A 22,719-nucleotide genomic window follows, 5' to 3' on the forward strand; every position below is an offset into this window, starting at 1 on the left:
GGGTAGCGAATAGATCAGCGCGATGGCGTTGAAAACGAATGAATCCACGAAGATTCCACAAAGCCGCGCAATGCGCAGGCAATGTGCATACGCCGTTGTCGCGGTTGCGTTCGCGATCGCGTTAGCGAACCGTGAATGCTGAAAAAATCCACATTTGCTCATCGCCGGGACGGAATAATCAGCGTGCCATTCAAGCACCGTCCATACGCCCCAGCCAATTCCAAGAAGGAGCCAGCCATGCCGATGCCCGTCAAACCCCTGTCCCCGGCCAGCGTTTTTCCTCCGCCGTTGAAGCGGAACGATCCATCACCGCCCGCGATGCCCGCGCGCCGGCGCATGCTCAGCGCGTTCGGCGCGTTGTCCGCGCTGCCGCTGCTTGGCGACGGGGTGCTTCGCCTGAAAGGCGAAACCGCACAGGCGGCCACGACTGGGAGCGCCGCGCCGAACATCGATCAACAAGGGCTGACCGGCGCCTGGTACGATCCGACCACGAGCGGCCAAGGCATGCTGATCGAGGTGATTCCCGACGAGTCGTACCTGTTCGGCGCGTGGTTCACCTACGACACCACGGCCGGCGACGTCACCACGCAGCGCTGGTACACGTTCGGCGGCACGATCAGCGACGGCGCGAACAGCGCGACGCTGACGATCTGGAAGTCCAGCGGCGGCAAGTTCAATAGCCTGCCGAAAACCTACGCGATCGAAATCGGCACCGCCACGCTCAGCTTCGACTCGTGCACGTCGGGCAGCTTCGCCTTCACGCTCGACGATGGCACCACCGGTACGATTCCGCTCACGCGCCTGCTGCAGAACGTGGCCTGTACTTCGGCCGACACCACGGCGGCGTCCGATGTCGCCGACTTCGCGCTGTCGGGGGCGTGGTACAACGCCGACACCAGCGGCCAGGGCTTGGTCATCGAGGTGAACTCGGTATATCCCTACGTGTTCTTCGGCTGGTTCACCTACTCCGCGGACGGCGCGACCGACGACGATGCCGGATTCCGCTGGATGACCGGGCAGAGCGTGGACTATGCGGCGGGCGACGACACGATCAACCTGAATCTCTACATCGGCACCAATGGCACGTTCAATTCGTCGGCGACGAAGGTGAGCGCGACTCAGGTCGGCACCGCGACGCTGACGTATTCGAGCTGCGGCTCGGCTGTGCTCAGCTACGACTTCACCGCGGGCGAACTCGCAAGCCAGTCGGGCAGCATCGCGCTGACACGCACGGGCGCGACGCCGGCCGCCTGCGTGTTCGGGAGCACCTGCGCGCTGACTGCGAGCGAGACCGACGGCCCGTATCCGCTGTATTCGATCCTGTCGAACAGCGCCATCGTGCGCAGCGACATCACCGAGGGCTACGATGGCATACCGCTCACGCTGACCCTGACCCTCGTCGACGTCAACGACAGTTGTGCGCCGATATCGAACGCGGCGATCTACATCTGGCACTGCGACGCGCTTGGCGACTATTCGGGCTATGCCAACCAGGAGAGCAAGATCAGCACGGTCGGCGACACCTTCCTGCGCGGCATCCAGGTCACCGACGCGAAGGGGCAGGTCACGTTCCAAACGATCTATCCGGGCTGGTACACCGGCCGCATCACCCACATCCACGTGCAGGCCTACCTCAACGACAAGCTGACGCAGGGCACCGCGGTGATCACCACGCAGTTGGCCTTCCCGCAGGACATCACGACGGCGGTATACAACACCACCTATTACACCTCGCACGGCCAGAACACGGTGGTGTCGAGTTTCGCCAAGGACAACGTGTTCAGCGATGGCACCACCACCGAGATGCTCACGATCAGCGGCGACGTCACCAACGGCTACGTCGCGTCGCTGACCTTGGGCATCGACGCCTAGAAGTGATGATGCTCGGACTCGTCGTCGGCCGCCGATCCGACGCCGAGTCCGCTGCCGACTCCCGCGCCGAAACCCAGGCCGCCCGCGCCAGCGGCCATGCCGCCTCCGCCTTTGCCGCCGCCCTGGCGCGCGTCGTCTTTCGCACCGCCGTCGCCCTTGCCGCGCCCGCCCGACGCGGACGGACGCGCCGGCCCCTGCTTCGGAATCGCCACGTCGCCCGGCACCACGTCGAGATCGAGCACCTGGCGGATGAAGTCACGCAGCGTCACGACGAGCTCGTGCGTGTGCACCGGCCGCCCCGCGGCGAGTTCGCCCGCCGCCTTCGCCGCCAGCCGCACCTGTTCCTCCGTGCCGAGCAGGATGATGTCGGACAGCGCCGCCTCGACCGCATCGCGCACGCGCCGCGCGCGATCGGAATTCGTCTTCGGCTCGCCGCCGTCCGCCGCGTCGGCATCGATCGACGCAGCGCGCCGGCGCAGGTCGCCCAGATGCGTGGGATCGACCGCGAGATTGCCGGTGAACGATCCGCCGAGCGTCTTGTAGGCGGCGATCAGCGTGCGCAGGCGTTCGTTGATCTGGCGGTTCTCGCGCTCGCGCCGCTGCTGGATGGTCTGCATCGCGAGCAGGCGCACGCCGACGCCGATCAGCGTGATCAGCGCCAAGCCGAACAGTGTCGAGAGCAGCGCCGGCAGGGAACTGAAATCGAGATTGCGCATGGTTGCGATTCCGGAAGCGAAGACCGGATGCTAGAACATTTCCGACTGCGCGAGGGATTCTTCGGCGTCGATGAAATTGGCGAGGCCCACGCCGACGAGGCGATAGCGCGTGCGCGGCGGCAGTTCGACGCGCGCGCACAGGCCCAGCGTGTGCGTAACGAAACTTTCTTCGGTCTGCGGCGGCAGCGGCGGTGTGTGGCTGCGCGTGATGATGTGGAAATCGGCGGTCTTGAGCTTGAGCACGACGGTGCGGCCGACGCGATCCGTCTTGCGCGCCGCCGCCCAGGTCTTCGCCGCGAGCTGGCGGATCGTCGGTTCGATCTCGGCGAGCAGCACGTCGTGCGCGAACGTGTCCTCGGACGAAATCGACTGCACGCTCTGGTCGGGATTCACGCGCCGCTCGTCGATGCCGAGGCTCAACTCGCGCAGGCGCAGGCCGTAGCGCCCGAAGCGGCGTTCGAGTTCGCGCGCATCGAACGCGCGCAGGTCGGCGCAGGTGTGCACGCCGAGCGCTTCGAGCTTCGCGTTCATCACCTTGCCGACGCCGGGAATCCTGGCCACGTCCAGCGGCGCGAGAAACGCCTCGGCCTGTTCGGGCTTGATCACGAACAGGCCGTCCGGCTTGCGCCAGTCCGAGGCGATCTTGGCGAGGAATTTGTTCGGCGCGATGCCGGCCGAGGCGGTGAGCCGCGTCGTCGCGAAAATCTCGGCGCGGATCGCTTTTGCGATCGCGGTGGCGGAAGAAAAATCCGTCTTCGGTTCGGTAACGTCGAGATAGGCCTCGTCGAGCGACAGCGGCTCGACGAGGTCGGTATGCTTGAGAAAAATTTCGCGCACCTGTTTCGACACGGCGCGATAGCGCGAGAAGTCGGGCGGCACGAAGATCGCCTGCGGGCACAAGCGCGCCGCGCGCAACGCCGGCATCGCCGAGCGCACGCCGAACTTGCGCGCTTCGTACGAGGCCGCGCAGACGACCGAGCGCGCGCCGCGCCAGGCGACGACGACCGGCTTGCCGCGCAGGCTCGCGTCGTCGCGCTGCTCGACCGAGGCATAGAACGCGTCCATGTCGATGTGCACGATCTTGCGCATGCGCGCATTCTATTGAAACCGTTTCTCCCGCTGCGCGCGGGAGAGGGCGTCAGGCCGTTTCGGCGGCACGCTCGATCTGCTCGTCGGCGACGGCCGGATCGCAGTGCAGCCGTTCGCGCCGGCGCAGGTCGGGGAACCAGCCCATCCACAGCGCGACGACGGCGAGCGTGCCGACGCCGCCGATCACGGTCGCCGGCACCGCGCCGAACCATGCCGCGGTCACGCCCGACTCGAATTCGCCGAGCTGGTTGGAGGTGTTGATGAAAATGGAATTCACCGCGCTGACGCGGCCGCGCATCGCGTCGGGCGTTTCGAGCTGCACGAGCGAATTGCGGATCACCATGCTGATCATGTCGAACGCGCCGAGCGCGCACAGCGCGGCCAGCGACAGCGCGAACGAGGTCGACAGCGCGAACGCGATCGTCGCGACGCCGAAGCCGGCCACCGACGCGAACATCGTCGCGCCGACGCGGCGGCGCAACGCGTGCCGGCCGAGCCACGCGCCCATCGCGAGCGCGCCGACCGCAGGCGCCAGGCGCAGCAGGCCGAGGCCGAACGGCCCGGTGCGCAGGATGTCGCGCGCGAAGATCGGCAGCAGCGCGGTCGCGCCGCCGAACAGCACGGCGAACAGGTCGAGCGAAATCGCGCCGAGCACGACCGGGCGCTCGCGGATGAAATGCACGCCGGCGAACAGCGTCTTCAGCGTCGCCGGCTCGCGTCGCGGCGGCGGGCGCTCGCTGCGCAGTGTCGCGAACAGCACGGCGGCGAACAAATACAGCACGGTCGACAGCGCATAGACCACGTGCGGGCCGAACGCGTAGACGAGGCCGCCGAGCGCGGGGCCGACGATCGTTGCGGCCTGCGACGCCGTGGTCGCCGTCGCCGTCGCGCGCGGGAACAGCGCGGGCGGCACGAGCGTCGGCAGCAATGCCTGCGTCGTCGGAAACTCGAACGCCTTGGCCACGCCGATCACGAGCAGCATCGCGAAGATGCCGGCCTCGCTGAACCAGCGTAGCCAGGTTCCGGCCGCGAGCAGCGCGATCGCGGCCGTGACGATGGTCTGGCTGACGATGAGGATGCGGCGCCGCTCGAACTGGTCGGCGACATGCCCCGCCGGCAACGCGAGCAATACCGACGGCACGAACTGCACGAGGCCGATCAGGCCGAGATCGAATGCGCGCTGGGTCATTTCGTAGACCTGCCAGCCGACCGCGACCGAGAGCATCTGGAAGCCGAAGGCGGCGGCCCCGCGTGCGCACCAGTAGCGCATGAAGGCCGGGTACGCGCGCAGAGAGTCGGGGGTCGAAGGATTCGATGGCATGGGGCGGCATTATGCGGGAATTCGCCGTCGGCGATTTCCTACACGGCGCGATGCCATTCGCGCATGGCGGGCGGACGCGGTGCGGGCCACGATGTGCCCTCGCTCGGGGAGAACGGGACATGTTCGATCTATATCGCGCGCCGCGGCCGCTGCGCTGGTACGAATGGCTGATTTTGCTGCTGTTGGCAGGCTACGCCGCGGGCACGCACGGAGAAGTATACAAATGCATCGGCGCGGACGGCGCGGCGACGTTCCAGGACCGGCCCTGCGCCGCGGCCGCGGAGCAAACCGTCCTCGCGATCGCGCCTGCGCCGGCCTATTCGCCGTCGCCGGCCTACTCCGCCGCCGGCCGATCCGACGCGCCCGGCGCGCGCCGTGCCGCGCGTGCCCGTGTGGCGCCGCGCCGCGCCGAATCGGCCGGCGCCGGTTCCTACGAATGTCGCACGGCCGATGGCCAGGTTTTCTATCGTCACGGCGCCTGCCCGCGTTCGGTCGCCGCGGTCGATCAGGGAATATCGACGCATCGCGGCCGCGCTGCCGGCACCGCGGCGAAGTCGGTCGCGGTCACCTCGACGCGCGTCTCGCGCGAGGACGCCTGCCACGAAATGCGCCGCGCGGGCGCCGCGAGCCGCCGCGGGCGCGAGCACGACGAGGACGTGTCGACCTACGACAAGAATCTCGGACGCGATCCGTGCCGATGACGTTCGCGGCGCGTCGTCTGTCGCGAAGCGCCGCGGTCGGGTATTGTTGCGGCAGGGTTTCCGCAGCGAGGTGGGTCATGTCGGAACGGTTTTTCGCGATCACGGTTCTGGGCGGCGCGCTCGCGCTCGCCGCCTGTTCTTCGGGCTCGAATCCGCCTGGCGCGCCGGCTCCCGCACCCGCGCAGAATGCCGCGACAGTCAAGGCGAACGCCGAAGCGCAGGCCGACAAGGGCCTGAAGGCCTACGAGCAGGCGCGCGCGAACGGCAGTCTCGACATCGCCGCGCAGATCGGCGCCGAAACCGCGGCGAAATATCCCGACAGCGCGGCGGCGGCCAAGGTCAGGGAGACGCTCGCCGACGTCACCGCGCAGGCGAAGCAGGAAAGCGAGAAGCGCCGTCTCGCCGGCCTATGGGCGTACACGGTCGCGTCCGTGAAGGGCGGCACGCAGTATGCCGCATCGATCGAGAACAATCCGCCGCTGGTGCCGCCGGGCCTGACCGGCGGGGACGCCAAGCACGCGCACCTGATCCTGCGCCAGCACCCCGAGTGGGGCCAGACGGTCTATCTCATGCTCGACAACGACAAGTTCAACTGCAAATCGGGCTGCAAGACGCTGCCGGTGAGCTTCGACGGCGAGCCTGCGAAGCAGTGGAAGGCGACGATCCCGCCGACCGGGGAACCGGCGTTGTTCATCGACGACGACAAAGCGTTCATCGCGCGCGTGCTGAAGACGAAGAAGGTCGCGATCGACGTGAATCTCGTCGGCGACGGCAGGAAGACGCTCGTGTTCGAAACGGGCGGGCTCGACCTGTCGCACCTGCCGAACACGACGAAGAAGAAGTAGGAAAACAGGATCCGTTCCGGAAAAGGATCGAATTCGCGCAAGAAATGACGGTCACCTCGGGTCTATTGCCCTGTCACGTTTCCCATACAGAAGGTCGCTCATGAAAATCCATCTCCGCTTCGCCGTCGCGGTCGCCGCACTGGCATTCCAGGTTCCGGCGCGTGCCGATGCGCCCGCCGTCGGCTCGGCCGCGCCGGCATTCAAGCTGCAGGACCAGAAGGGCTACTGGCGCTCGCTCGACCAGTACCGCGGCAAGTGGGTCGTGCTCTACTTCTACCCGAAGGACGACACGCCGGGCTGCACGACCGAGGTCTGCACGTTCCGCGACGACGTGCTCAAACTGCACAAGGCCGGCGCCGAGGTGCTCGGCGTCAGCCTCGACGACATCCAATCGCACGCGGCCTTCGCCGAGAAATACCACGTACCGTTTCCGCTGCTGTCCGACAACACGCAGACCACCGCGAAGGCTTACGGCGTGCTGACCTACAGCGAGAAGTTCAAGATGACTTTTGCCAAGCGCGAGACGTTCCTGATCGATCCGGCCGGCAACGTCGTCAAACACTACGTGGACGTCGATCCGAAAGAGAATTCCGGGCAGGTGCTGGCCGACCTCGCGGCATTGAAGAAAGGCGTCTGAGTGCCGGCACGAGCCGGTGCGAAAACCGCGCAAGCCCCGAAAACATGGTTTCCGCGCCGGGTCGTGAAGGTCGGCGGAATCAGGCTGCCTTTGCCTTGTCCTGCGTGTTCTGGAATGCCCGTTCGTAGTTGCGGATCTCCTGCTCGGCCTTGTCCTTCTGCCAGCCGTAGCGCTCCCGCAAACGCCCGGCGAGATATTCGCGGTTGCCGTCGAGGCGACCGAGGTCGTCGTCGGTCAGCTTGCCCCACTGCGCTTTCAGCGAGCCTTTGATCTGCTGCCACTTGCCCTGGATGATGTCTTGATTCATGGTCGTTTTCCTGGAGGGGATGAAACGCTAATGCCCTCTGACTGCATCGGCGTGCGAACAAGGCTACGCCGTGCGGGTGAAAACGCGGTTGGATCGAAGTTAATCGCAAGTTACGGCGGACGCTCGTTCGCGCGAGGTTCATGTAAATGAAGCGACCACTCACGAGTTCCGAAAAAAAATAAAAATATACTTTTACATTGAAACTGCTGCATGACTCCACCCGCATCGCACCGCGTGAAGAGCTTTCCTCCCCAGGTCGGCGAGGACTGCCGCGTGCTCGTGCTCGGCACCGTTCCGTCACTGCGCTCGCTCGAACTGCGCCAGTCCTACGGCCATGCGCAGAACCTGTTCTGGACCTTCATGGGCGAGCTGTTCGATGCGGGACGCGAACTGCCGTATGCGGAACGGATCAGGCGGCTCCACGCGCGGGGCATCGGCATCTGGGACGTGTACAAGCAGGTCGAGCGCCCCGGCAGCCTCGACAGCAGCATCGTCAAGGCCAGCGAAGTGCCGAACGCGATTCCGCGCCTGCTCGAACGCCATGCGACGATCCGCGCGATCGCGCTCAACGGCGGCAAGGCGGCCGAAGGATTCCGCCGCCACATCGAACCGCGACTCGATGCCGGTTTGCGCGCGCGCATCGATGTGCTCGCCCTGCCCTCGACGAGCCCTGCCAATGCCTCGATCGCCCGCGCCGGGAAGTTCGAACGCTGGAGCGTCCTGCGGGATTATGCAAAGCCGGCCGGCCGGATCGCGCAAGATCTCGCCGACCGCGAAATTGGCAAGTCTTAACGCCGCGCGGCCTACATTCCGCGCGAATCGACGATAGGGGAATGTCATGCAAGCGAAGATCACGGGCACGACGATGCCGGTGCTGGAGATCGGTCTGGAAGGCAACGACCGGATCGTCGCCGAACCGGGCGAATTTTCCTGGATGACCGACGCGGTGCAGATGCGCACGACGGCGTTCACCGCCGGCGCGAAGGGCATCTGGGGCGCGCTCGGCCGCGCGTTCTCGGGCGGCGGCCTGTTCATGACCGAATATTCCGCGCCGGGTGGCCGCGGCGTGATCGCATTCGCGGCCAAGGTGCCCGGCACGATCGAGCAGGTCGACGTGCGCGCGGGCGAGTCGTACCTGATCCATCGCCACGGCTTTCTCTGCGCGACCGAGGGCGTCACCCTCGCGACCGGCTTCCAGCGCTCGCTCGGCGCCGGCATCTTCGGCGGCAACGGCTTCGTCATGCAGAAACTGACCGGGCCGTGCACGGCCTGGATCGAACTCGGCGGCGAAGCGGTCGTCTACGATCTGGCGCCGGGCGAAACCCTCAAGGTCCATCCCGGTCACGTCGGCATGATCGCCGGCACCGTCGACTTCGACGTCACCCTGATGCGCGGCTTCGCCAACGCCGTGTTCGGCGGCGACGGCCTGTTCATCGCGCGCCTGACCGGGCCGGGCAAGGTCTGGCTGCAGACGCTGACCGTGCCGAACCTCGCGCACGCGCTGGCGCCGTACCTCGGCGGCGAAACCGCGGCGGAGAACGTCGAAACCGGCATCGCCGGCGGCATTGCGGGCGCGGTGCTGCGCGGGATGTTCAAGAACTGAGTGCGCCAATTAGGAGCGCATGAAACGTCTATTTCGGCTTGCGGATGGCCGCGTGCGTATCGTCAGCGACAACCCGGATAAGACGCTTTACCCGGACGAGTTCGTCGAGTTCGATGTGGAAGGATTCACGGTTCTCGGCAAGGTTGTCGAGCGGAAAGGAACGAAGGGATTGTAGAATGGACTCCACCCAATCCCGCGCCGTGCGCAAGGCGATCGCGGCGCTTGGATACATCAAGGCAAGCGCAGAAACTGCGTTGATTGCGATGCTGCAAGATATCCCTGTCGAGCATCCGAAGAAGATTTGTACCGCCTACCGCAAAGAGGGCGAGCAGCTATCCAGAGACGAAAAGCAAGCACTTGGGCTTCGCGCGAATGCCTTCATGTCGCGCAAGGCATTCGACGATCTGACGGATCACGGGCGCGACAAGCCGCTCGAAGCGCGCACGTTGCACTATTGCACGCGACGTTCACCTATGGTCGCCACTGTCTGCCCCAAGCCATACGCGAACAAACACAAGTCGAGCAGTGGCGCATCCGATTCGTGCATGACGTACTGAAACTCAAACCACTGCGCGGGCTGTCGCAGACTCAAGTCTTATGGTGAAGTCAGCGGGGATCAGTTCCAGGTGTTCCCGCCGCCCGATTGCGAGACGGATACGTGCAATTTCAGCGTGCGCTTGAAGATTGATTACCTTGCGGGGCGCGTATGATTTGGGAAACTAAGGATACCGTCGGCTTGGTCCTTGGCTGGCTTGGGGGCGTTGTAACGTCAGAGTTTTGGCGCTTTCTTCATCCGCCCGAGGAGCTTGTTCTATTGCGGCAACTGCACCGTGAGATCGTCGCCATGCCAACCGCCACACCATCGCCGCTTGAATCTTTCCCGCGCCAATTCGCCGAGAAGTTCGCCCTCTACCAACGTGGCATGCTGCGCGCCGGCATCGCCACCTATGCCGCATGGCTCTCGTTCGGTGCAGCCATTCTTGCCGGGTCGCGCGGGCAGAGTGAAACGGTTACCGTCGCATGCGGTATGGCTTTTATCTGCCTTGCAGCAGCAAGCATCATCCTTCGGCAGCGCACAGAGAAACGCTTCCGCAAGGCATAGGTGTAGGAAACACCTACATCGGAATGCACCAAAGTCCTACGCCGCCACAGCGGCGCAGTGGTACGATTCGGCCGCGCATTGAGCGCGTCAACAGGGGAAATCCAAGATGGAAATATCAACAATCGCAAGGGCGGTAGGGGTCTGCGTGGCCGTGGCTTTGGTCGGCGGCTGCGGGAACTTTGATGCCGTGCGGCCTACTCGGCGAATGGAATTGCTCGCCCCAACCAGCGGCTTTCATCTGCACGTCGCGCCGTTTGCAAATGCGGATATTCCTAGCGATGCACGGGTTCCAGTCGTTGGCGAACTCATGCGCGACGGCAAGATATACCGCGTCGTCAAGCTCCCGGACGAAGCCGTAAGAGGATTCTTCATCACGGTGGATGACAGCGGGAAGATGCTGGATTCCGTGAATGGATTCAATGGCCGCAGGCTCGATCTTGGCGACCTTGACCCGCCAGATGTTCGACTGATTCCTGACACGCACGCATATGCAGCAACTTCGGCACCAATGCCGAGCGCGCAAGATCAGTCGCCGCCGTCGGAAACGCGTTCTTGTTATGCGGGCAATGGCTATCGGCCGATCATCGATACCCAAGACGTCGATCAGGCCAGGCTCGAATGTGACATGGCCGACTGCCAAGCCTACGCGGCGCAGGTCAGCCCCGCGCAAAGCGCGGTAAACAACGCCGTGGCTGGTGCAATCTTTGGCGCACTGTTCGGCCTTGCTGTAGGCGATCACGGCTGGGCGGCTCGGGCGGGCGCTCAGGGCGGCGCACTCGGCGGCGCGGTCGGTGGCGCAGGCGCAGGGGTCATGGCGCAGCAAAACATTATGCGCAATTGCCTTGCCGGGCGCGGATACCGCGTTTTGCAGTAACCACTATGCCGTTCATATGGGGGAGACTGATCCGAATTGGCTTCGTTGCGAGGGCCTACGGCGCTCGCAAGTCGTTCTGGCAATCCATCTTGACGCTCATCGGTCACTTCCTTTGGGCGGCGTTGCTTTTTCTCGCGTTCTTCCTCATCGAATGGTCCATTTTCGCGATTGTCGGTTGGTTGAACTCCATCCGACCCATGCCCGATGATGTGATGGCGTTCATGCATGCCTTTGAGACTTGGTTCATGTACGCCGATGCGTTTTTGAGTAGTATGGTTCTGCTCGCTGGCGTGATTGGTTTCCTGTCCGAGCTATTCAGGAGAGAGTCGTGAACATCCTCGCCCCCGTCGCGGAAGGTTTCTTCGATGCCATGCGTTTCACTCGGGATATGCTCTGGACCTTCCCGAAATCGATCATCATTCTCGCCGTCGCGCTCTTGATCTCGCCCGCGCAACATCGACAATTCGATCCCGAAGCCGCGCTCAGGGCATCCGGGAATCACCGCTGACGAGCGGCTTTCACGCCGTCCGATCACGTCGAGAAGCCGCTCGCCAGCCGCAACGGTGAAGCCTTCTGCCGCGCGCGCCGATCCGCCGTAATCCCTCGGCGACCGGCAAGAGGTTACCGAAGATGAAAACACTGCTGATCATCGTCTGCATCGCGCTGTGTGCGCTGCTCGTTTCGGATTGGGCTCTGGCCGAGCCGGCGCAAGGCGCGTCGCTCGCGCGCGACCTGCCGCCGGGCCTGCAAATTCCCGACGCGGCGAAACCGGGTCCGAACTTCGACATCGAGCGCGCCACGCAGGCCTATCTCGACCTGCTCTCGCCCGAACAGCGCAAGCAGTCCGACGCGTATTTCGAGGGCGGCTATTGGCTGCTGCTGTGGGGCCTGTTCTATGGCATCGCGGTCGCCGCCGTGCTGCTGTGGGGCGGTCTCTCGACGCGGATGCGCGATCTTGCGCAGCGCGTGAGCCGGCGACCCTGGCTGTACACGTGGATTTACGGCCTGCTGATCGTGCTCGCAAGCTTCCTGCTCAACCTGCCCTGGTCGATCTACGCCGATTTCGTGCGCGAGCACCAGTACGGACTGGCCACGCAGGATTTCGGCGGCTGGTTCGGCGATGCGCTCAAGTCGCTGCTGGTCACGATCGTCGTGCTTCCCCTCGTCCTGGTTGCGCTTTACGCGGCCGTGCGCCGCGCCGGCGCGCACTGGTGGGTGTGGGCGAGCGGCATCGCTTTCGTGTTCATCGTGTTTGCGATGATGTTCGCACCGGTCTACGTCGAGCCGCTGTTCAACGACTACAAGCCGCTGCGCGAAGGCGCGATCCGCGAAGCCGTGTTGTCGCTCGCGCGCGCCAACCAGATTCCGACCGACCATGTCGTCGAATTCGACGCCTCGCGCCAGACCACGCGCATCAGCGCCAACGTGGCCGGTTTCGCCGGCACCACGCGCGTTGCGCTCAACGACAACCTCATCAACAAGACCTCGCTGCCCGAGATCAAGGCCGTGCTCGGCCACGAGATGGGCCACTACGTGCTCAATCACGGTTTGCGCGGCACGATCTACTTCACCCTCGTGCTCGTGTTCGGATTCTGGTTCGTGCATCGCCTGCTCGACTGGTCGCTGGCGCGCTTCGGCGCGCGGCTCGGTCTGTGCGATCGCGGCGATCCGGCGGCGCTACCGCTTGCGGTCGCGATCCTGACGGTCTTCTTCTTTCTCGCGACGCCGCTGGTCAACTCGATCTCGCGCCAGATGGAAGCCGAGGCCGACGCATTCGGGCTTAACGCCGCACGCGAACCGCACGGCTTCGCGATGACGGCGATGCGCCTGTCGACCTACCGCAAGATCCACCCCGGTGCGCTGGAGGAAACGATCTTCTACAATCATCCTTCCGGCTACACGCGCGTGCACGGTGCGATGACCTGGCTCAAGGAAAACCAGGACTACGCGCGCGGCGACGCGTTGCTCGCCGCGCCGGCGAAGTGATCCGGGATCAGACCAGGCGCAGATCGACGCGATTCGCCTGCGGGAATACCTTGTCGGCTTGCGCGGGCGACAAACCCCAAAGCCGCACGTACAGCCCCGCCAGCAGGCTGCGATAATCGTTGAGCACCGGGTAGTCGCGGTTCTGGTGGAGCGTGGCCTGTTCGACCTTGACCTGCTCGCCCGCGATGCGGCCTCCGTCGATGCCGCCGCCGAGCACCCAGTAGACCGAGCCGTGGCCGTGGTCGGTGCCGCGGTTGCCGTTCTCGCGGAACGTGCGGCCGAATTCGGAAACGACGACGACGACCGTGTTCTTCCACTCGGGCCCGAGTTCCTGCGCGAACGCCTTGAAGCCGTCGCCGAGGTTGGCGAGATTGTTCGCGAGCTGGCCCTTGTCGTTGCCTTCGTTGACGTGCGTGTCCCAGCCGCCGACGTCGACGAAGCCGAGCCGATATTGGTCGCGCATCAGCTTGGCGATGCGCTGCGCCTCGAGCGCGAAGCCCTTCGCGCTGACCGCGCCGCGGTTGGCTTGGTTCATCTCGGTTTCGAATTCCTTGGCGACGTGCGCGCGCAGTTCGAGGCCGTCGTTGACCGCGCCCTGCAGGCGATGGCCCTGGTACATCGAGGTGAGGATCGCCGATTGCCGGTCGTCGTAAGCCGGCTTGCCGACCGACTTGAGCGAGATGTTCGGAATGTCGCCCGCGCCGCGGAACGTCAGCGGCAACGCGTCGGTGAACGCGATCGGCGGCGCCTTGCCGCTCAACGTTCCCGACAGGCGCGCCATGAAGCCCGAGTTGAAATCGCCGTGCGTCTGCGACGGCTCGCCGCGCTCGATGTTGTCCTGGGTCTCGAAGTGGCTGCGCGAGAGATCGTCGGTGCCGGCGAACGGCACGAAGGCGACCTGCTTGTTGCGGTACATTTCGCCGATCGAATCGCGCAGTGCGGAAGTCAGGGCCCAGTCGCCGTCGAGCGCGAGCGTGCCGCCGTCGGATTTCGGATCGGGCCTCGGTACCGCGATGTTCGGCCGCGACTGATAGTAGAAGTCGCTGGCATACGGCACGAGCAGGTTCGCGCAGTCGTAGCCGCCGCGCAGGAACACGAGCAGGAAGCGCGGCGAGGAGGGCGGAGCGGCGAACGCGCGGCCGGCGGTGGTGAACGCGGGCAGTGCGGATGCAGCAGCAGCGAATTGAAGAAAGTGGCGGCGGTTCATCGTGGGTACCTCTTGGTTTTTTTCCCTCTCCCACCGGGAGAGGGTGCCCCGAAGGGGCGGGTGAGGGAACGGACTGCCAGAAATGTGGTGCTATTGGTTGGCGCAAGGCTCTTCCCTCATCCGGCGCTTCGCGCCACCTTCTCCCGGTGGGAGAAGGGAAGCATCAGCGTGAATTGAACTCGGGCGAAGCGAGCAGGAATGCGTTCCACTCCTGCTGCGACGCCGACTTGTCGAGCGCGGCGAGCGTGGTCTTCGACAGATACGGCTGGATGCCGTCGTAGTACAGCTTCGACGACAGCTGCGGAAAGCCGGTGTCGACGCTCTTCGTGCCGTCGGCCGCGTCGAACAGGCCTGCGTTGCCGTTGCCGATGATGCGCGCGATCTCGAAGCGCCGGCTCATCTGTCCGGAAGATGCCCACGCATTCTCGGTCAGCGCGTAACCGTCCGGAGTCGAATGGCCGAACAGCGCCTCGCCCTGGTTGTTGAGCCAGGTGACGACCGGGTGCATGTTGGTGATCGTCTTGCCGTCGTAGGCGAGGCGCACGCTCGAGACGACGTAGTGCATCGGGTCCTTGAACTTCCTGCCGAGCGAGGCGGCGAACTCGCCGGACTCGAACATGGTACGCAACACTTCGGCGATGTCGCCGTCGCTGTGCTGGAACGAGCGCGCCATCCGGTCGACGAGCTTCGGCGGCGGATCGTCGGCGACGAAGTAGATCGCGAGCTTGCGCGAGACGAATTGCGCGCAGGCCGGCTGCCTGACGAGTAGGTCGACCGCGCGCTCGACCTCGTCGAAGCCGCCGCCCTTGATCTTCTGTCCGAGCAGGACGCGGTCGTCGAAATCGTGGCGTTCGGGATTGAACGTGAACAGGCCCTCGCGCACGAGATAGCGGCGCAGCGCGGGACGTACCTTCGGATCGTCGTGGTTCGTGTCGATGCCGACGCCGGTGAGGATCTTCGCGAGTTCCTGCACGTCGCCCTGCGTGTAGCCCGCATCGATGCCGAGCGTGTGCAGTTCCATCAGCTCGCGCGCGTAGTTCTCGTTGATGCGGTTCTTCGCGTTCTGCGCGTTGTCGAGATATTGCAGCATCGCCGGCGATTTCAGCGTCGCCAGCACGAGGTCGCGGAAACGGCCTAGCGCGTACGGCCGGATCGCCTGGTCGGCGTAGTCGCCGGCGAGAAACTTCACGTAGCCCTTCTGCGCGAACACGTTGAAGTGGTTGAGCCAGAACCAGACGAGCTGCTCCTTGAGCTGGTCGGGCGAGTAGATCGCGCGCAACAGCTCGCGTCGCGTCGCCTCGTAGGCCATCTTGTTGCCGAGGTCGTTGCGGTCCTTGCGCGCGGACTTCTTCATTTCCTCGTCGCCGAGCGCATTGATGCGCTTCTGTTCGGCGACTTCCTCGACGACGAGCTTGGCGGCGGAATCGTGGGCGATGTCGAGATTGTCGATCTGAGCCTGCACCGGCGCGGGCAGCGCGTCGTTCCTGCCGGCGAGCTGTTCGTCGAGGAAGCGGCGGCGGCCGAGTTCGCGGAAGCGAGCCACGGTGGCGCTGTCGAGCCCCCAGGTGACGCGGTCCAGCCAGAGCGCGTCGTCGCGGCTCAGCGTGGCGGGCGCGTTCGCGGCCTGCGCCGCGCCGGCGCTCGCTGCGAACAGGACCGCGGCGTGAAAAATTCGTGATCGCGTCATGTCCATGCAAGTCGGTGTCGTGTGGTATCGCCTACTAACGTGCGAAGCATCGATCGGATGACAACTTGTTCGCGTGTCGCGCCGTCCGGCATCGCTTCAGCGTTCGCCGCCGTGTTCGCGCGCGGCCCGGGCGCGGCCGCGGTGCACGGCTCGCTCGAACAGAATGCGCTGTTCCACCTGATGGCGCAGGCGAACGAGCCGATCCGCAGACAACTTTGCGCGCTCGGCAGCTGCAACGCCGACGGCGTGCCGGTCGAGCGACCGGCGTACGCGAAACTGCGCGGCACGCCGCCGCAACAGCCGTGACCGTTCCGCCCGCGGAAGGCGACGCTAGCGCAGCGTCACCTTCTTGCGGTTGTCGTTCGACGAGCGGTCGACGAGCTTGTTGTACGGATCGATGCCCGCCTCGTAGGGTTCGCCGTTGACGGTGACCGTGATCGTACTGTCGCCGTTCTTGACCTCGCGCTTGTCGAGGTAGAGCACCTTCTCGTTCGCCTCCTTGCCGTCGGCCGCCTTCGCGAACACGCCGATATCGATCGGCTGATCGATCCTGCCGTCGGTCTCCTTGCCGACGCCGTCGGTGTACTTTTTCCCGGCGTGCAGGGTCAGCGTCACGTCGTACTTGCCGTCGGCGCGCCGGGTCGCGGTCGCCTCGGTCACGCGGTTGTCGAAGAACGTGATCTTGGTGAACAGGTCGTCGATCAGCGAATTCCATTTCGGATCGGTGCCCGCGCGCAGCTGATCGAGCAGTTCATGCGAGGTGGTATATGGTGGTTGCTGGAACGCCTTGGCCTTGACGAAGGCGGCGAGCACCGCGTTGAGCGCGTCCTCGCCGATGTAGTCCTTGAGCGCGTAGAACACGACCGAGGCCTTGTTGTAGTGGATGTACTGCTGGTTCTCGTTGAGCGCGAGCGGCATCTCCTTGACCCGTTCCGTCGCGCGCGTCGCCAGATAGCGGTCGAGCTCGTACTTGAGGAACTTGCGCATCTGGCCCGCGCCGTACTCGTGTTCCATCACCATCAGCGCGGAATACTGCGCGAGCGATTCGCTGAGCATCGTCGCGCCCTGCACGTTGGCGCCGATGACCTGGTGCGCCCACCACTGGTGCGCGACCTCGTGCGCGGTGACGTAGAACACATAGTCGACCGCGTCCTTGTCCGACAGGTCGGCGATGAAGCCGATCGACTCGGAATACGGGACCGTGTTGGCGAAGCTCTGCGCGAAGCTGCCGTGGAAATTCGGGAATTCGAGGATGCGCAGCTGGCGGAACTGGTATGGCGAGAAATGCTTGGTGTAGTAGTCGAGCGACTTCTTCACCGACTCGATCATGCGATCGACGTTGTACGCATGCTGCGGATCGTAATAGACCTCGATCGCGACGTCGTTCCAGCGGTCCTTCTTCACCGCCCAGCGCGCCGACAGCCAGGAGAAGAAATCGAGGATCTTCGTGTCCGACTTGTAATGGAAATAGCGCCGCTCGTTGCCCGAGGCATCCTTCGCCGTCCACTCGCGCTGCAGATAGCCCGGCGCGAGCGCGATCTGGTCGGGCGAGGTCGAGACGGTCGTCTCGAAGTCGACCCAGTCCGAATCGCTGGAGAGATAGGTGTTGCCGCGCGCGGCCATGTCGTCGATCGGCGCCATGCGCGGCAGCTCGGGCAGGCCGTACTTGCGCCGGTCGTTGCGGTCGCCGAGCTGATGATGTTCCTGATAGCCGAAGTGCGGCAGGGCGAAACTGTTGAAGAAGCTGCCGTTGCCGGCGATCATCGATTCCGGCCCGCTCGCCGAGAATCCGCGCTCGCCGAATTCGAGGTCGAAATCGAAATCCATCGCCGCGCCCGGCGCCATCGGTTCGTTGAGCGCATAGATGGTCAGATCGTTGCGCGGGTCGGCCTTGGCGATGCCGTGCGCGGCGAAGTCGAGCTTGCGCACGACGATGCGTTTGTCGAGCGCGACGATGAAGCGATCGATCGGCTGGCTCGTCTTGTTCTCGAGCCGATAGTGGCCGCGGATGACGACGCGCAGGTCCTCGGGATGGATGTCGACATCGGCCTTGACCGCGACGATGCGCGGCTGCGGCGTATCCTTGAGCGGGCGATAGGTTTTTTCGTAGTCGGCCTGGCGCTGCTTGCCCGCGTCTTCGGAAAGATATTCGTTGCGGATATTCGTGTTGTAGAAGATCCACGCGCCGAGACCGGTGAAGGCGAGGAACAGGCAGGCCAGCGCGAGCGGCGTTGCGCCGCGCCGCAATTGCGTCATCGCACGGCGCCGGCGCTCGCCGAAATTCGCTCCCGTGCCGCGCGGCCAGAAGGCGGCGGCGACGATCAGCAGCATCGCGGTCAACGCGGCCCAATACGCGCGGAAGGTCAGGCTCGGCCCGACGAAATGGCCGTAGCCGTTCATGTCCGACAACGGCATCGGCGTCGCCTTGCCGTAGTTGTAGAGCGGATGGTCGTAGCCGAGCAGCGGCAGCGCGAATTGCGCGACGAGCACGACGACGACGAGCAGATAGCCGAAGAACTTGTTGTCGCTGACCGTCTGCAGAAACACGAACAGCGCAGCGGTCAGCATGAACGGCAATATCGCGAGCAAGGCGATCTTCGCGTACAGGCCGGGTTGCAGGTTCGTGTAGCCGTGCACGAGCTGCCAGCCGATGCAGAACAGCACGCCCGCGAGCATGAACGCGGCGATCACGCCGACGAGCGCGACGAGCTTGGCCGCGAGCGGCACCCAGTTCGGCGCCGCGCAGGCGTCGGTCACTTCGGCGACGCGCAGCGTGCGCTCGCGCCAGACCAGCTCGCCGGCATACACCGCGAGCACGAGCGTGAGAAACAGGCCCGTGCCGCCGCGCAGGACCTGATCCATGCGCGAAGTCACCGGCAGTACTTGGGTGCCCCAGATTTCGCCGCTGAACTCAAGAACGACGAACATCACCAGCAGGCCGAGCACGAGCATCACGAGGAACGGCGCGCCGGTCAGCACGCTGCGCAGGTCGAACCAGGTCTGGTGCAGGAATTGGCGCCACTGCGCGCCGACCGAGGAGTGCAGGCGCACCGCCGGCACCGCGATCGCCGCGCTCGGCGTCGCCGGCGCGGAGGCGGGCGCCGCCTTCGCCCTGCGCCGGAACAGGCGCAGGCCTTCGCGGTCGGTGCGGAACAGGCGGAACGCGCCCGCCATCAGCAGCGCCGACGCGCCGAGCCACAAGGCGCGATTGATCAGCAGCCAGCCCGACAGCGGCGGCAGGCGCGTGTTGTTGTCCTGCGCCGACCAGTAGCGGGTTGCTTCATTGAGCGCGCTACCGCCGAACGGATCGACCAGCGCGCCGATCCAGCGCGCGTCGAGGTTCGCCGTCATGCTCTGCGCGATCTGCACCAGCACGACGAAGGCGATCGCGCCGAGGTAGGTGTAGAGCATCGAACGCGTCAGCGTCGCGAACGCGAACATCAGCGCGGCGACGAACAGCAGGTTCGGGACGACGAGCACGCCGAACGACCATAGATAGGCGCCGAACGAAGTCGGCCCGAGCCGTGCGGGATCGAGCCACGGCATCTTGCTGCCGAGCCAGAGACCAAGCGCGGTGACCAGCATCACGCCGAGTGCAGCGAGAAAACCGCTGCCGAAACGGCCGAGCAGATAGTCGCGTTTGCGCATCGGCGTGGTGAAGAACAGCTCGGCCGTGTTCTGCTCGAAATCGCGCAGCGCGGCACCGGCGATGAAGATCGTCACGAGCAGGATCGAGAGGAAGCTCAGCGCGCCGAGCAGGTTGATCACGACCAGCGGGGCATTGCGGTGGACGTTGCCGATGCCGCCGCCGAAGCTGACGTTGTCGGAGGCCATCATGCCGAACGCGGTCGCGCCGAAGACGAGGGCGACGATCCAGAACAGCGGGCTGCGCAGGATCAGCCTGCGCTCGAACGCGAGGATTTTCCCCAGCATGGTTGGATTCTCCTCAGGCCGCCTGGGCGACGGGCACGGCGGCGCGGCGCAGTTCGCCGAAGTAGACGTCCTCGAGATTCGGCGCCACGGCGACGTAGCCCTCGCCCGGACTCGCGTCGGCGAGCACATGCACGACCGGCTGGCCGGCGACGAGGCGCGTCGACAACACGTTGTGCTGCGCGCGCACCGCGGCGAGCTCGTCCTTCGCCAGCGCCTTGCGCCAGACGCGGCCGTCGAGCGAGCGGATCGTTTCGCGCGGCTCGCCGACCAGGCGCAGCTGCCCCTGCGCGATGATCGCCATGCGCGGGCACAGGTCGGTCACGTCGTCGACGATGTGCGTGGACAGGATCACGACGACGTTTTCGCCGACCTCGGCGAGCAGGTTGAGAAAGCGGTTGCGTTCCTCGGGATCGAGACCCGCGGTCGGCTCGTCGACGATAATCAGGCGCGGCTGGCCGATCAGCGCCTGGGCGATGCCGAAGCGCTGGCGCATGCCGCCGGAGAACGTGCCGAGCTTGTAGTAGCGCTTCTCCCACAGGTTGACCTGGCGCAGCAGCGCCTCGACCAGCGCCTTGCGCTCCTTCTTGTCGGTCACGCCCTTGAGCACGGCGAAATGGTCGAGCATGACCTCGGCGGTCACCTTCGGATAGACGCCGAACTCCTGCGGCAGGTAGCCCAGCGTCTGCCGCGCGGCCTGCTTGTCGGCGAGCACGTCGATCTCGTCGAGATGGATCGAGCCCGCATCGGGATCCTGTAGCGACGCGATCGTGCGCATCAGCGTGGACTTGCCCGCGCCGTTGGGGCCGAGCAGGCCGAACATGCCGTTGGGAATGTCGAGCGTGACGTCCTTGAGCGCCTGCACGCGGTTGGCGTAGGTCTTGGACAGGTTGCGGATCGCGAGCATGGAATCTCCTGGCGCGGCTTGGGGCGAGGAGCGAGGATAGCGGGCCCACGGTGCCGCTCCCAAGGCCGAAAGTCATCGTGCCGCCGGCCCCGCACCGCACCACGGCGCGAACGATTGCCGCGCGGGCTATAGCCGAACGGGGGCCGGTTCGGATTATCATGGCGGGGCGGCGAAGGCCGCGTACAGTTCATCACCAGTCGTGACCGGCGCGGCGCCAACGGCGGCAGGCGCGCCCAATAAGTAGGGAGGGAGCATGGCCGACGTCGTAGAAGCCAAGGTGCCGGATATCGGCGATTACAGCAACGTGCCGGTGATCGAAATCCTGGTCAAACCGGGCGACACGGTGACGAAGGACCAGGGTCTCGTCACGCTCGAATCGGACAAGGCGACGATGGAGGTACCTTCGTCGGTCGCCGGCGTCGTCAAGGAAATCAAGGTCAAGCTCGGCGACGAGATCTCCGAAGGACACGTCGTCGCCCTGATCGAAAGCGGCGATGCGGCCGCAGTCGCGCCGGCCGCGGCAAAGGCCGCCGCGCCGGCTCCCGCTCCCGCGGCGAAAGCCGAAGCTCCCTCGCCCGCTCCCGCTGCGGCCGCCGCGGGCGGCGGTGTACAGGAAGCCAAGGTGCCGGACATCGGCGACTACAGCGGCGTGCCGGTCATCGAAGTGCTGGTCAAGGTCGGCGATACGGTGAGCAAGGACCAGGGCCTCGTCACGCTCGAATCGGACAAGGCGACGATGGAAGTGCCCTCCTCGGTCGCCGGCACGGTCAAGGAACTCAAGGTCAAGGTCGGCGACGAAGTGTCCGAAGGCCATGTCGTTGCCCTGATCGAAGCGGCTGGCGCCGCTCCCGCACCGGCGGCGGCGAAGGTCGCGGCACCGGCGCAATCCGCACCCGCACCGGCGCCGGCCCCTGCTCCCGCGGCAGCGCCGATCGCGGCATCGGGCGGCCCCGCTTCGCCGCCGATCAAGTTCGGTGCCGACACGGTCATGCCGGACAAGGTGCCGTACGCAAGTCCCGCCGTGCGCGCTATCGCGCGCGAGCTCGGCGTCGATCTCGCCCAGGTGAAGGGCAGCGAGCGCAAGGGCCGCATTTCGAAGGAGGACGTGCAGAAGTACGTCAAGGGCGTGCTCTCCGGCGCGGCCGCCGCGCCGAAAGCCGCGGCCGGCGGTGGCGGCACGGGCCTCGACCTGCTGCCGTGGCCGAAAGTGGATTTCTCCAAATTCGGCGAAGTGGAAACCAAGCCGCTCTCGCGCATCCAGAAGATTTCCGGCGCCAACCTCGCGCGCAACTGGGTGATGATCCCGCACGTCACCCACAACGACGACGCCGACATCACCGAACTGGAAGCGCTGCGCGTCTCGCTCAACAAGGAATACGAGAAGGCCGGCGTCAAGTTCACGATGCTCGCCTTCCTGATCAAGGCGATGGTCGCCGCGCTGAAGAAATTCCCGACGTTCAACGCCTCGCTCGATGCGACCGGCGAGAACCTCGTACTGAAGAAGTACTACAACGTCGGCTTCGCCGCCGACACGCCGAATGGCCTGGTCGTTCCGGTGTTGAAAGACGCCGACAAGAAGGGCGTCGTCGACATCGCCAAGGAAATGTCCGCGCTCGCCGCGAAGGCGCGCGACGGCAAGCTCGGCCCCGGCGACATGGCGGGCGGCTGCATCTCGATTTCTTCGCTCGGCGGCATCGGCGGCACTTCGTTCACGCCGATCGTCAACGCGCCCGAAGTCGCGATCCTCGGCGTGACCAAGTCGGCGATGAAGCCGGTCTGGGACGGCAAGGCGTTCCAGCCGCGCCTGATCCTGCCGCTGAGCTTGAGCTACGACCACCGCGTGATCGACGGCGCGCTCGCCGCGCGCTTCACCGCGCATCTGGCCGCGCTGCTGGGCGACATGCGCCGCGCGATGCTCTAGCCCTTCGCTCGTCA

The 22,719-nt window shown here is 65.4% G+C and carries 23 protein-coding genes; 15 read left to right on the forward strand and 8 right to left on the reverse strand.

All coding sequences use genetic code 11. From position 1 onward, the window contains the following. Positions 1-237 precede the first annotated feature (237 nt). Positions 238-1,872, forward strand: coding sequence for an intradiol ring-cleavage dioxygenase (locus QM741_RS06880; RefSeq protein WP_415206978.1), 1,635 nt, complete (start codon positions 238-240; stop codon positions 1,870-1,872). Here QM741_RS06880 and QM741_RS06885 read toward each other — a convergent pair. The 3 genes from QM741_RS06885 to QM741_RS06895 are packed head-to-tail and all read right to left on the reverse strand — an operon-like array spanning position 1,869 to position 4,998. Then, complete coding sequence (locus QM741_RS06885) at positions 1,869-2,588, reverse strand: hypothetical protein (protein ID WP_415206979.1); 720 nt, start codon at positions 2,586-2,588, stop codon at positions 1,869-1,871. The genes QM741_RS06880 and QM741_RS06885 overlap by 4 nt on opposite strands. A gap of 30 nt (positions 2,589-2,618) precedes the next feature. Continuing rightward, positions 2,619-3,677, reverse strand: coding sequence for a DNA polymerase IV (gene dinB, locus QM741_RS06890; protein ID WP_415206980.1), 1,059 nt, complete (start codon positions 3,675-3,677; stop codon positions 2,619-2,621). 49 nt (positions 3,678-3,726) lie between these two features. Next, entirely contained in the window at positions 3,727-4,998 is a 1,272-nt protein-coding gene (locus tag QM741_RS06895; protein ID WP_415206981.1) for an MFS transporter, read from the reverse strand. 119 nt (positions 4,999-5,117) lie between these two features. Between QM741_RS06895 and QM741_RS06900 the strand changes: the two genes are divergently transcribed. The 3 genes from QM741_RS06900 (at position 5,118) to QM741_RS06910 (ending at position 7,181) form a co-directional block, all read left to right on the forward strand. Beyond that, positions 5,118-5,699, forward strand: coding sequence for a DUF4124 domain-containing protein (locus QM741_RS06900; protein WP_415206982.1), 582 nt, complete (start codon positions 5,118-5,120; stop codon positions 5,697-5,699). A 77-nt stretch (positions 5,700-5,776) separates the two neighbouring features. Then, complete coding sequence (locus QM741_RS06905) at positions 5,777-6,544, forward strand: hypothetical protein (protein WP_415206983.1); 768 nt, start codon at positions 5,777-5,779, stop codon at positions 6,542-6,544. Between the two features lie 100 nt (positions 6,545-6,644). Beyond that, positions 6,645-7,181, forward strand: coding sequence for a peroxiredoxin (locus QM741_RS06910; protein ID WP_415206984.1), 537 nt, complete (start codon positions 6,645-6,647; stop codon positions 7,179-7,181). A gap of 79 nt (positions 7,182-7,260) precedes the next feature. Here QM741_RS06910 and QM741_RS06915 read toward each other — a convergent pair whose 3' ends face one another. Continuing rightward, positions 7,261-7,488 carry a CsbD family protein gene (locus QM741_RS06915; RefSeq protein WP_415206985.1) on the reverse strand — a complete coding sequence of 76 codons (228 nt, stop codon included), beginning with the start codon at positions 7,486-7,488 and terminating at the stop codon, positions 7,261-7,263. Between the two features lie 210 nt (positions 7,489-7,698). On the opposite strand from QM741_RS06915, the gene QM741_RS06920 reads away from it, so the two are divergent. The 9 genes from QM741_RS06920 to QM741_RS06960 all read left to right on the forward strand — a co-directional run bounded on the left by QM741_RS06920 (position 7,699) and on the right by QM741_RS06960 (position 13,053). Beyond that, positions 7,699-8,280: a DNA-deoxyinosine glycosylase gene (locus QM741_RS06920; protein ID WP_415206986.1), complete on the forward strand. Its 582-nt coding sequence runs from the start codon at positions 7,699-7,701 to the stop codon at positions 8,278-8,280. 46 nt (positions 8,281-8,326) lie between these two features. Further along, entirely contained in the window at positions 8,327-9,091 is a 765-nt protein-coding gene (locus tag QM741_RS06925; RefSeq protein WP_415206987.1) for an AIM24 family protein, read from the forward strand. A 19-nt stretch (positions 9,092-9,110) separates the two neighbouring features. Next, the gene (locus QM741_RS06930) at positions 9,111-9,266 is read left to right on the forward strand and encodes a hypothetical protein (RefSeq protein ID WP_415206988.1); all 156 of its coding nucleotides are present in this window, start codon (positions 9,111-9,113) and stop codon (positions 9,264-9,266) included. A 1-nt stretch (position 9,267) separates the two neighbouring features. After that, on the forward strand, positions 9,268-9,648 hold the full coding sequence (locus QM741_RS06935) for a hypothetical protein (RefSeq protein ID WP_415206989.1): 381 nt from the start codon (positions 9,268-9,270) through the stop codon (positions 9,646-9,648). 179 nt (positions 9,649-9,827) lie between these two features. Then, positions 9,828-10,193 carry a hypothetical protein gene (locus QM741_RS06940; protein ID WP_415206990.1) on the forward strand — a complete coding sequence of 122 codons (366 nt, stop codon included), beginning with the start codon at positions 9,828-9,830 and terminating at the stop codon, positions 10,191-10,193. Between the two features lie 205 nt (positions 10,194-10,398). Next, the gene (locus QM741_RS06945) at positions 10,399-11,067 is read left to right on the forward strand and encodes a hypothetical protein (protein WP_415206991.1); all 669 of its coding nucleotides are present in this window, start codon (positions 10,399-10,401) and stop codon (positions 11,065-11,067) included. 89 nt (positions 11,068-11,156) lie between these two features. Beyond that, positions 11,157-11,399, forward strand: coding sequence for a hypothetical protein (locus QM741_RS06950; RefSeq protein ID WP_415206992.1), 243 nt, complete (start codon positions 11,157-11,159; stop codon positions 11,397-11,399). Then, on the forward strand, positions 11,396-11,575 hold the full coding sequence (locus tag QM741_RS06955) for a hypothetical protein (RefSeq protein WP_415206993.1): 180 nt from the start codon (positions 11,396-11,398) through the stop codon (positions 11,573-11,575). Before QM741_RS06950 ends, QM741_RS06955 begins: the two co-directional genes overlap by 4 nt. A gap of 122 nt (positions 11,576-11,697) precedes the next feature. Beyond that, entirely contained in the window at positions 11,698-13,053 is a 1,356-nt protein-coding gene (locus QM741_RS06960; protein WP_415206994.1) for a M48 family metallopeptidase, read from the forward strand. A gap of 7 nt (positions 13,054-13,060) precedes the next feature. Here QM741_RS06960 and QM741_RS06965 read toward each other — a convergent pair whose 3' ends face one another. Then, positions 13,061-14,260, reverse strand: coding sequence for a DUF1501 domain-containing protein (locus tag QM741_RS06965; protein ID WP_415206995.1), 1,200 nt, complete (start codon positions 14,258-14,260; stop codon positions 13,061-13,063). 163 nt (positions 14,261-14,423) lie between these two features. Further along, positions 14,424-15,947, reverse strand: a complete 1,524-nt coding sequence (locus QM741_RS06970; RefSeq protein WP_415206996.1) for a DUF1800 domain-containing protein — start codon at positions 15,945-15,947, stop codon at positions 14,424-14,426. A gap of 57 nt (positions 15,948-16,004) precedes the next feature. On the opposite strand from QM741_RS06970, the gene QM741_RS06975 reads away from it, so the two are divergent. After that, on the forward strand, positions 16,005-16,253 hold the full coding sequence (locus tag QM741_RS06975) for a hypothetical protein (protein WP_415206997.1): 249 nt from the start codon (positions 16,005-16,007) through the stop codon (positions 16,251-16,253). Positions 16,254-16,277: 24 nt separating this feature from the next. Here the strand turns inward: QM741_RS06975 and QM741_RS06980 are convergent, their stop codons facing one another. Together QM741_RS06980 and QM741_RS06985 are read right to left on the reverse strand one after the other, a co-directional pair. Then, the gene (locus tag QM741_RS06980) at positions 16,278-19,880 is read right to left on the reverse strand and encodes an ABC transporter permease/M1 family aminopeptidase (RefSeq protein ID WP_415206998.1); all 3,603 of its coding nucleotides are present in this window, start codon (positions 19,878-19,880) and stop codon (positions 16,278-16,280) included. Between the two features lie 13 nt (positions 19,881-19,893). Beyond that, positions 19,894-20,784, reverse strand: a complete 891-nt coding sequence (locus QM741_RS06985) for an ABC transporter ATP-binding protein (RefSeq protein WP_415206999.1) — start codon at positions 20,782-20,784, stop codon at positions 19,894-19,896. A 253-nt stretch (positions 20,785-21,037) separates the two neighbouring features. On the opposite strand from QM741_RS06985, the gene aceF reads away from it, so the two are divergent. Then, entirely contained in the window at positions 21,038-22,705 is a 1,668-nt protein-coding gene (gene aceF, locus QM741_RS06990; RefSeq protein ID WP_415207000.1) for a dihydrolipoyllysine-residue acetyltransferase, read from the forward strand. Positions 22,706-22,719: the final 14 nt, after the last annotated feature.

The organism is Rudaea sp., assembly GCF_047601565.1.
Lineage (GTDB): Bacteria > Pseudomonadota > Gammaproteobacteria > Xanthomonadales > Rhodanobacteraceae > Rudaea.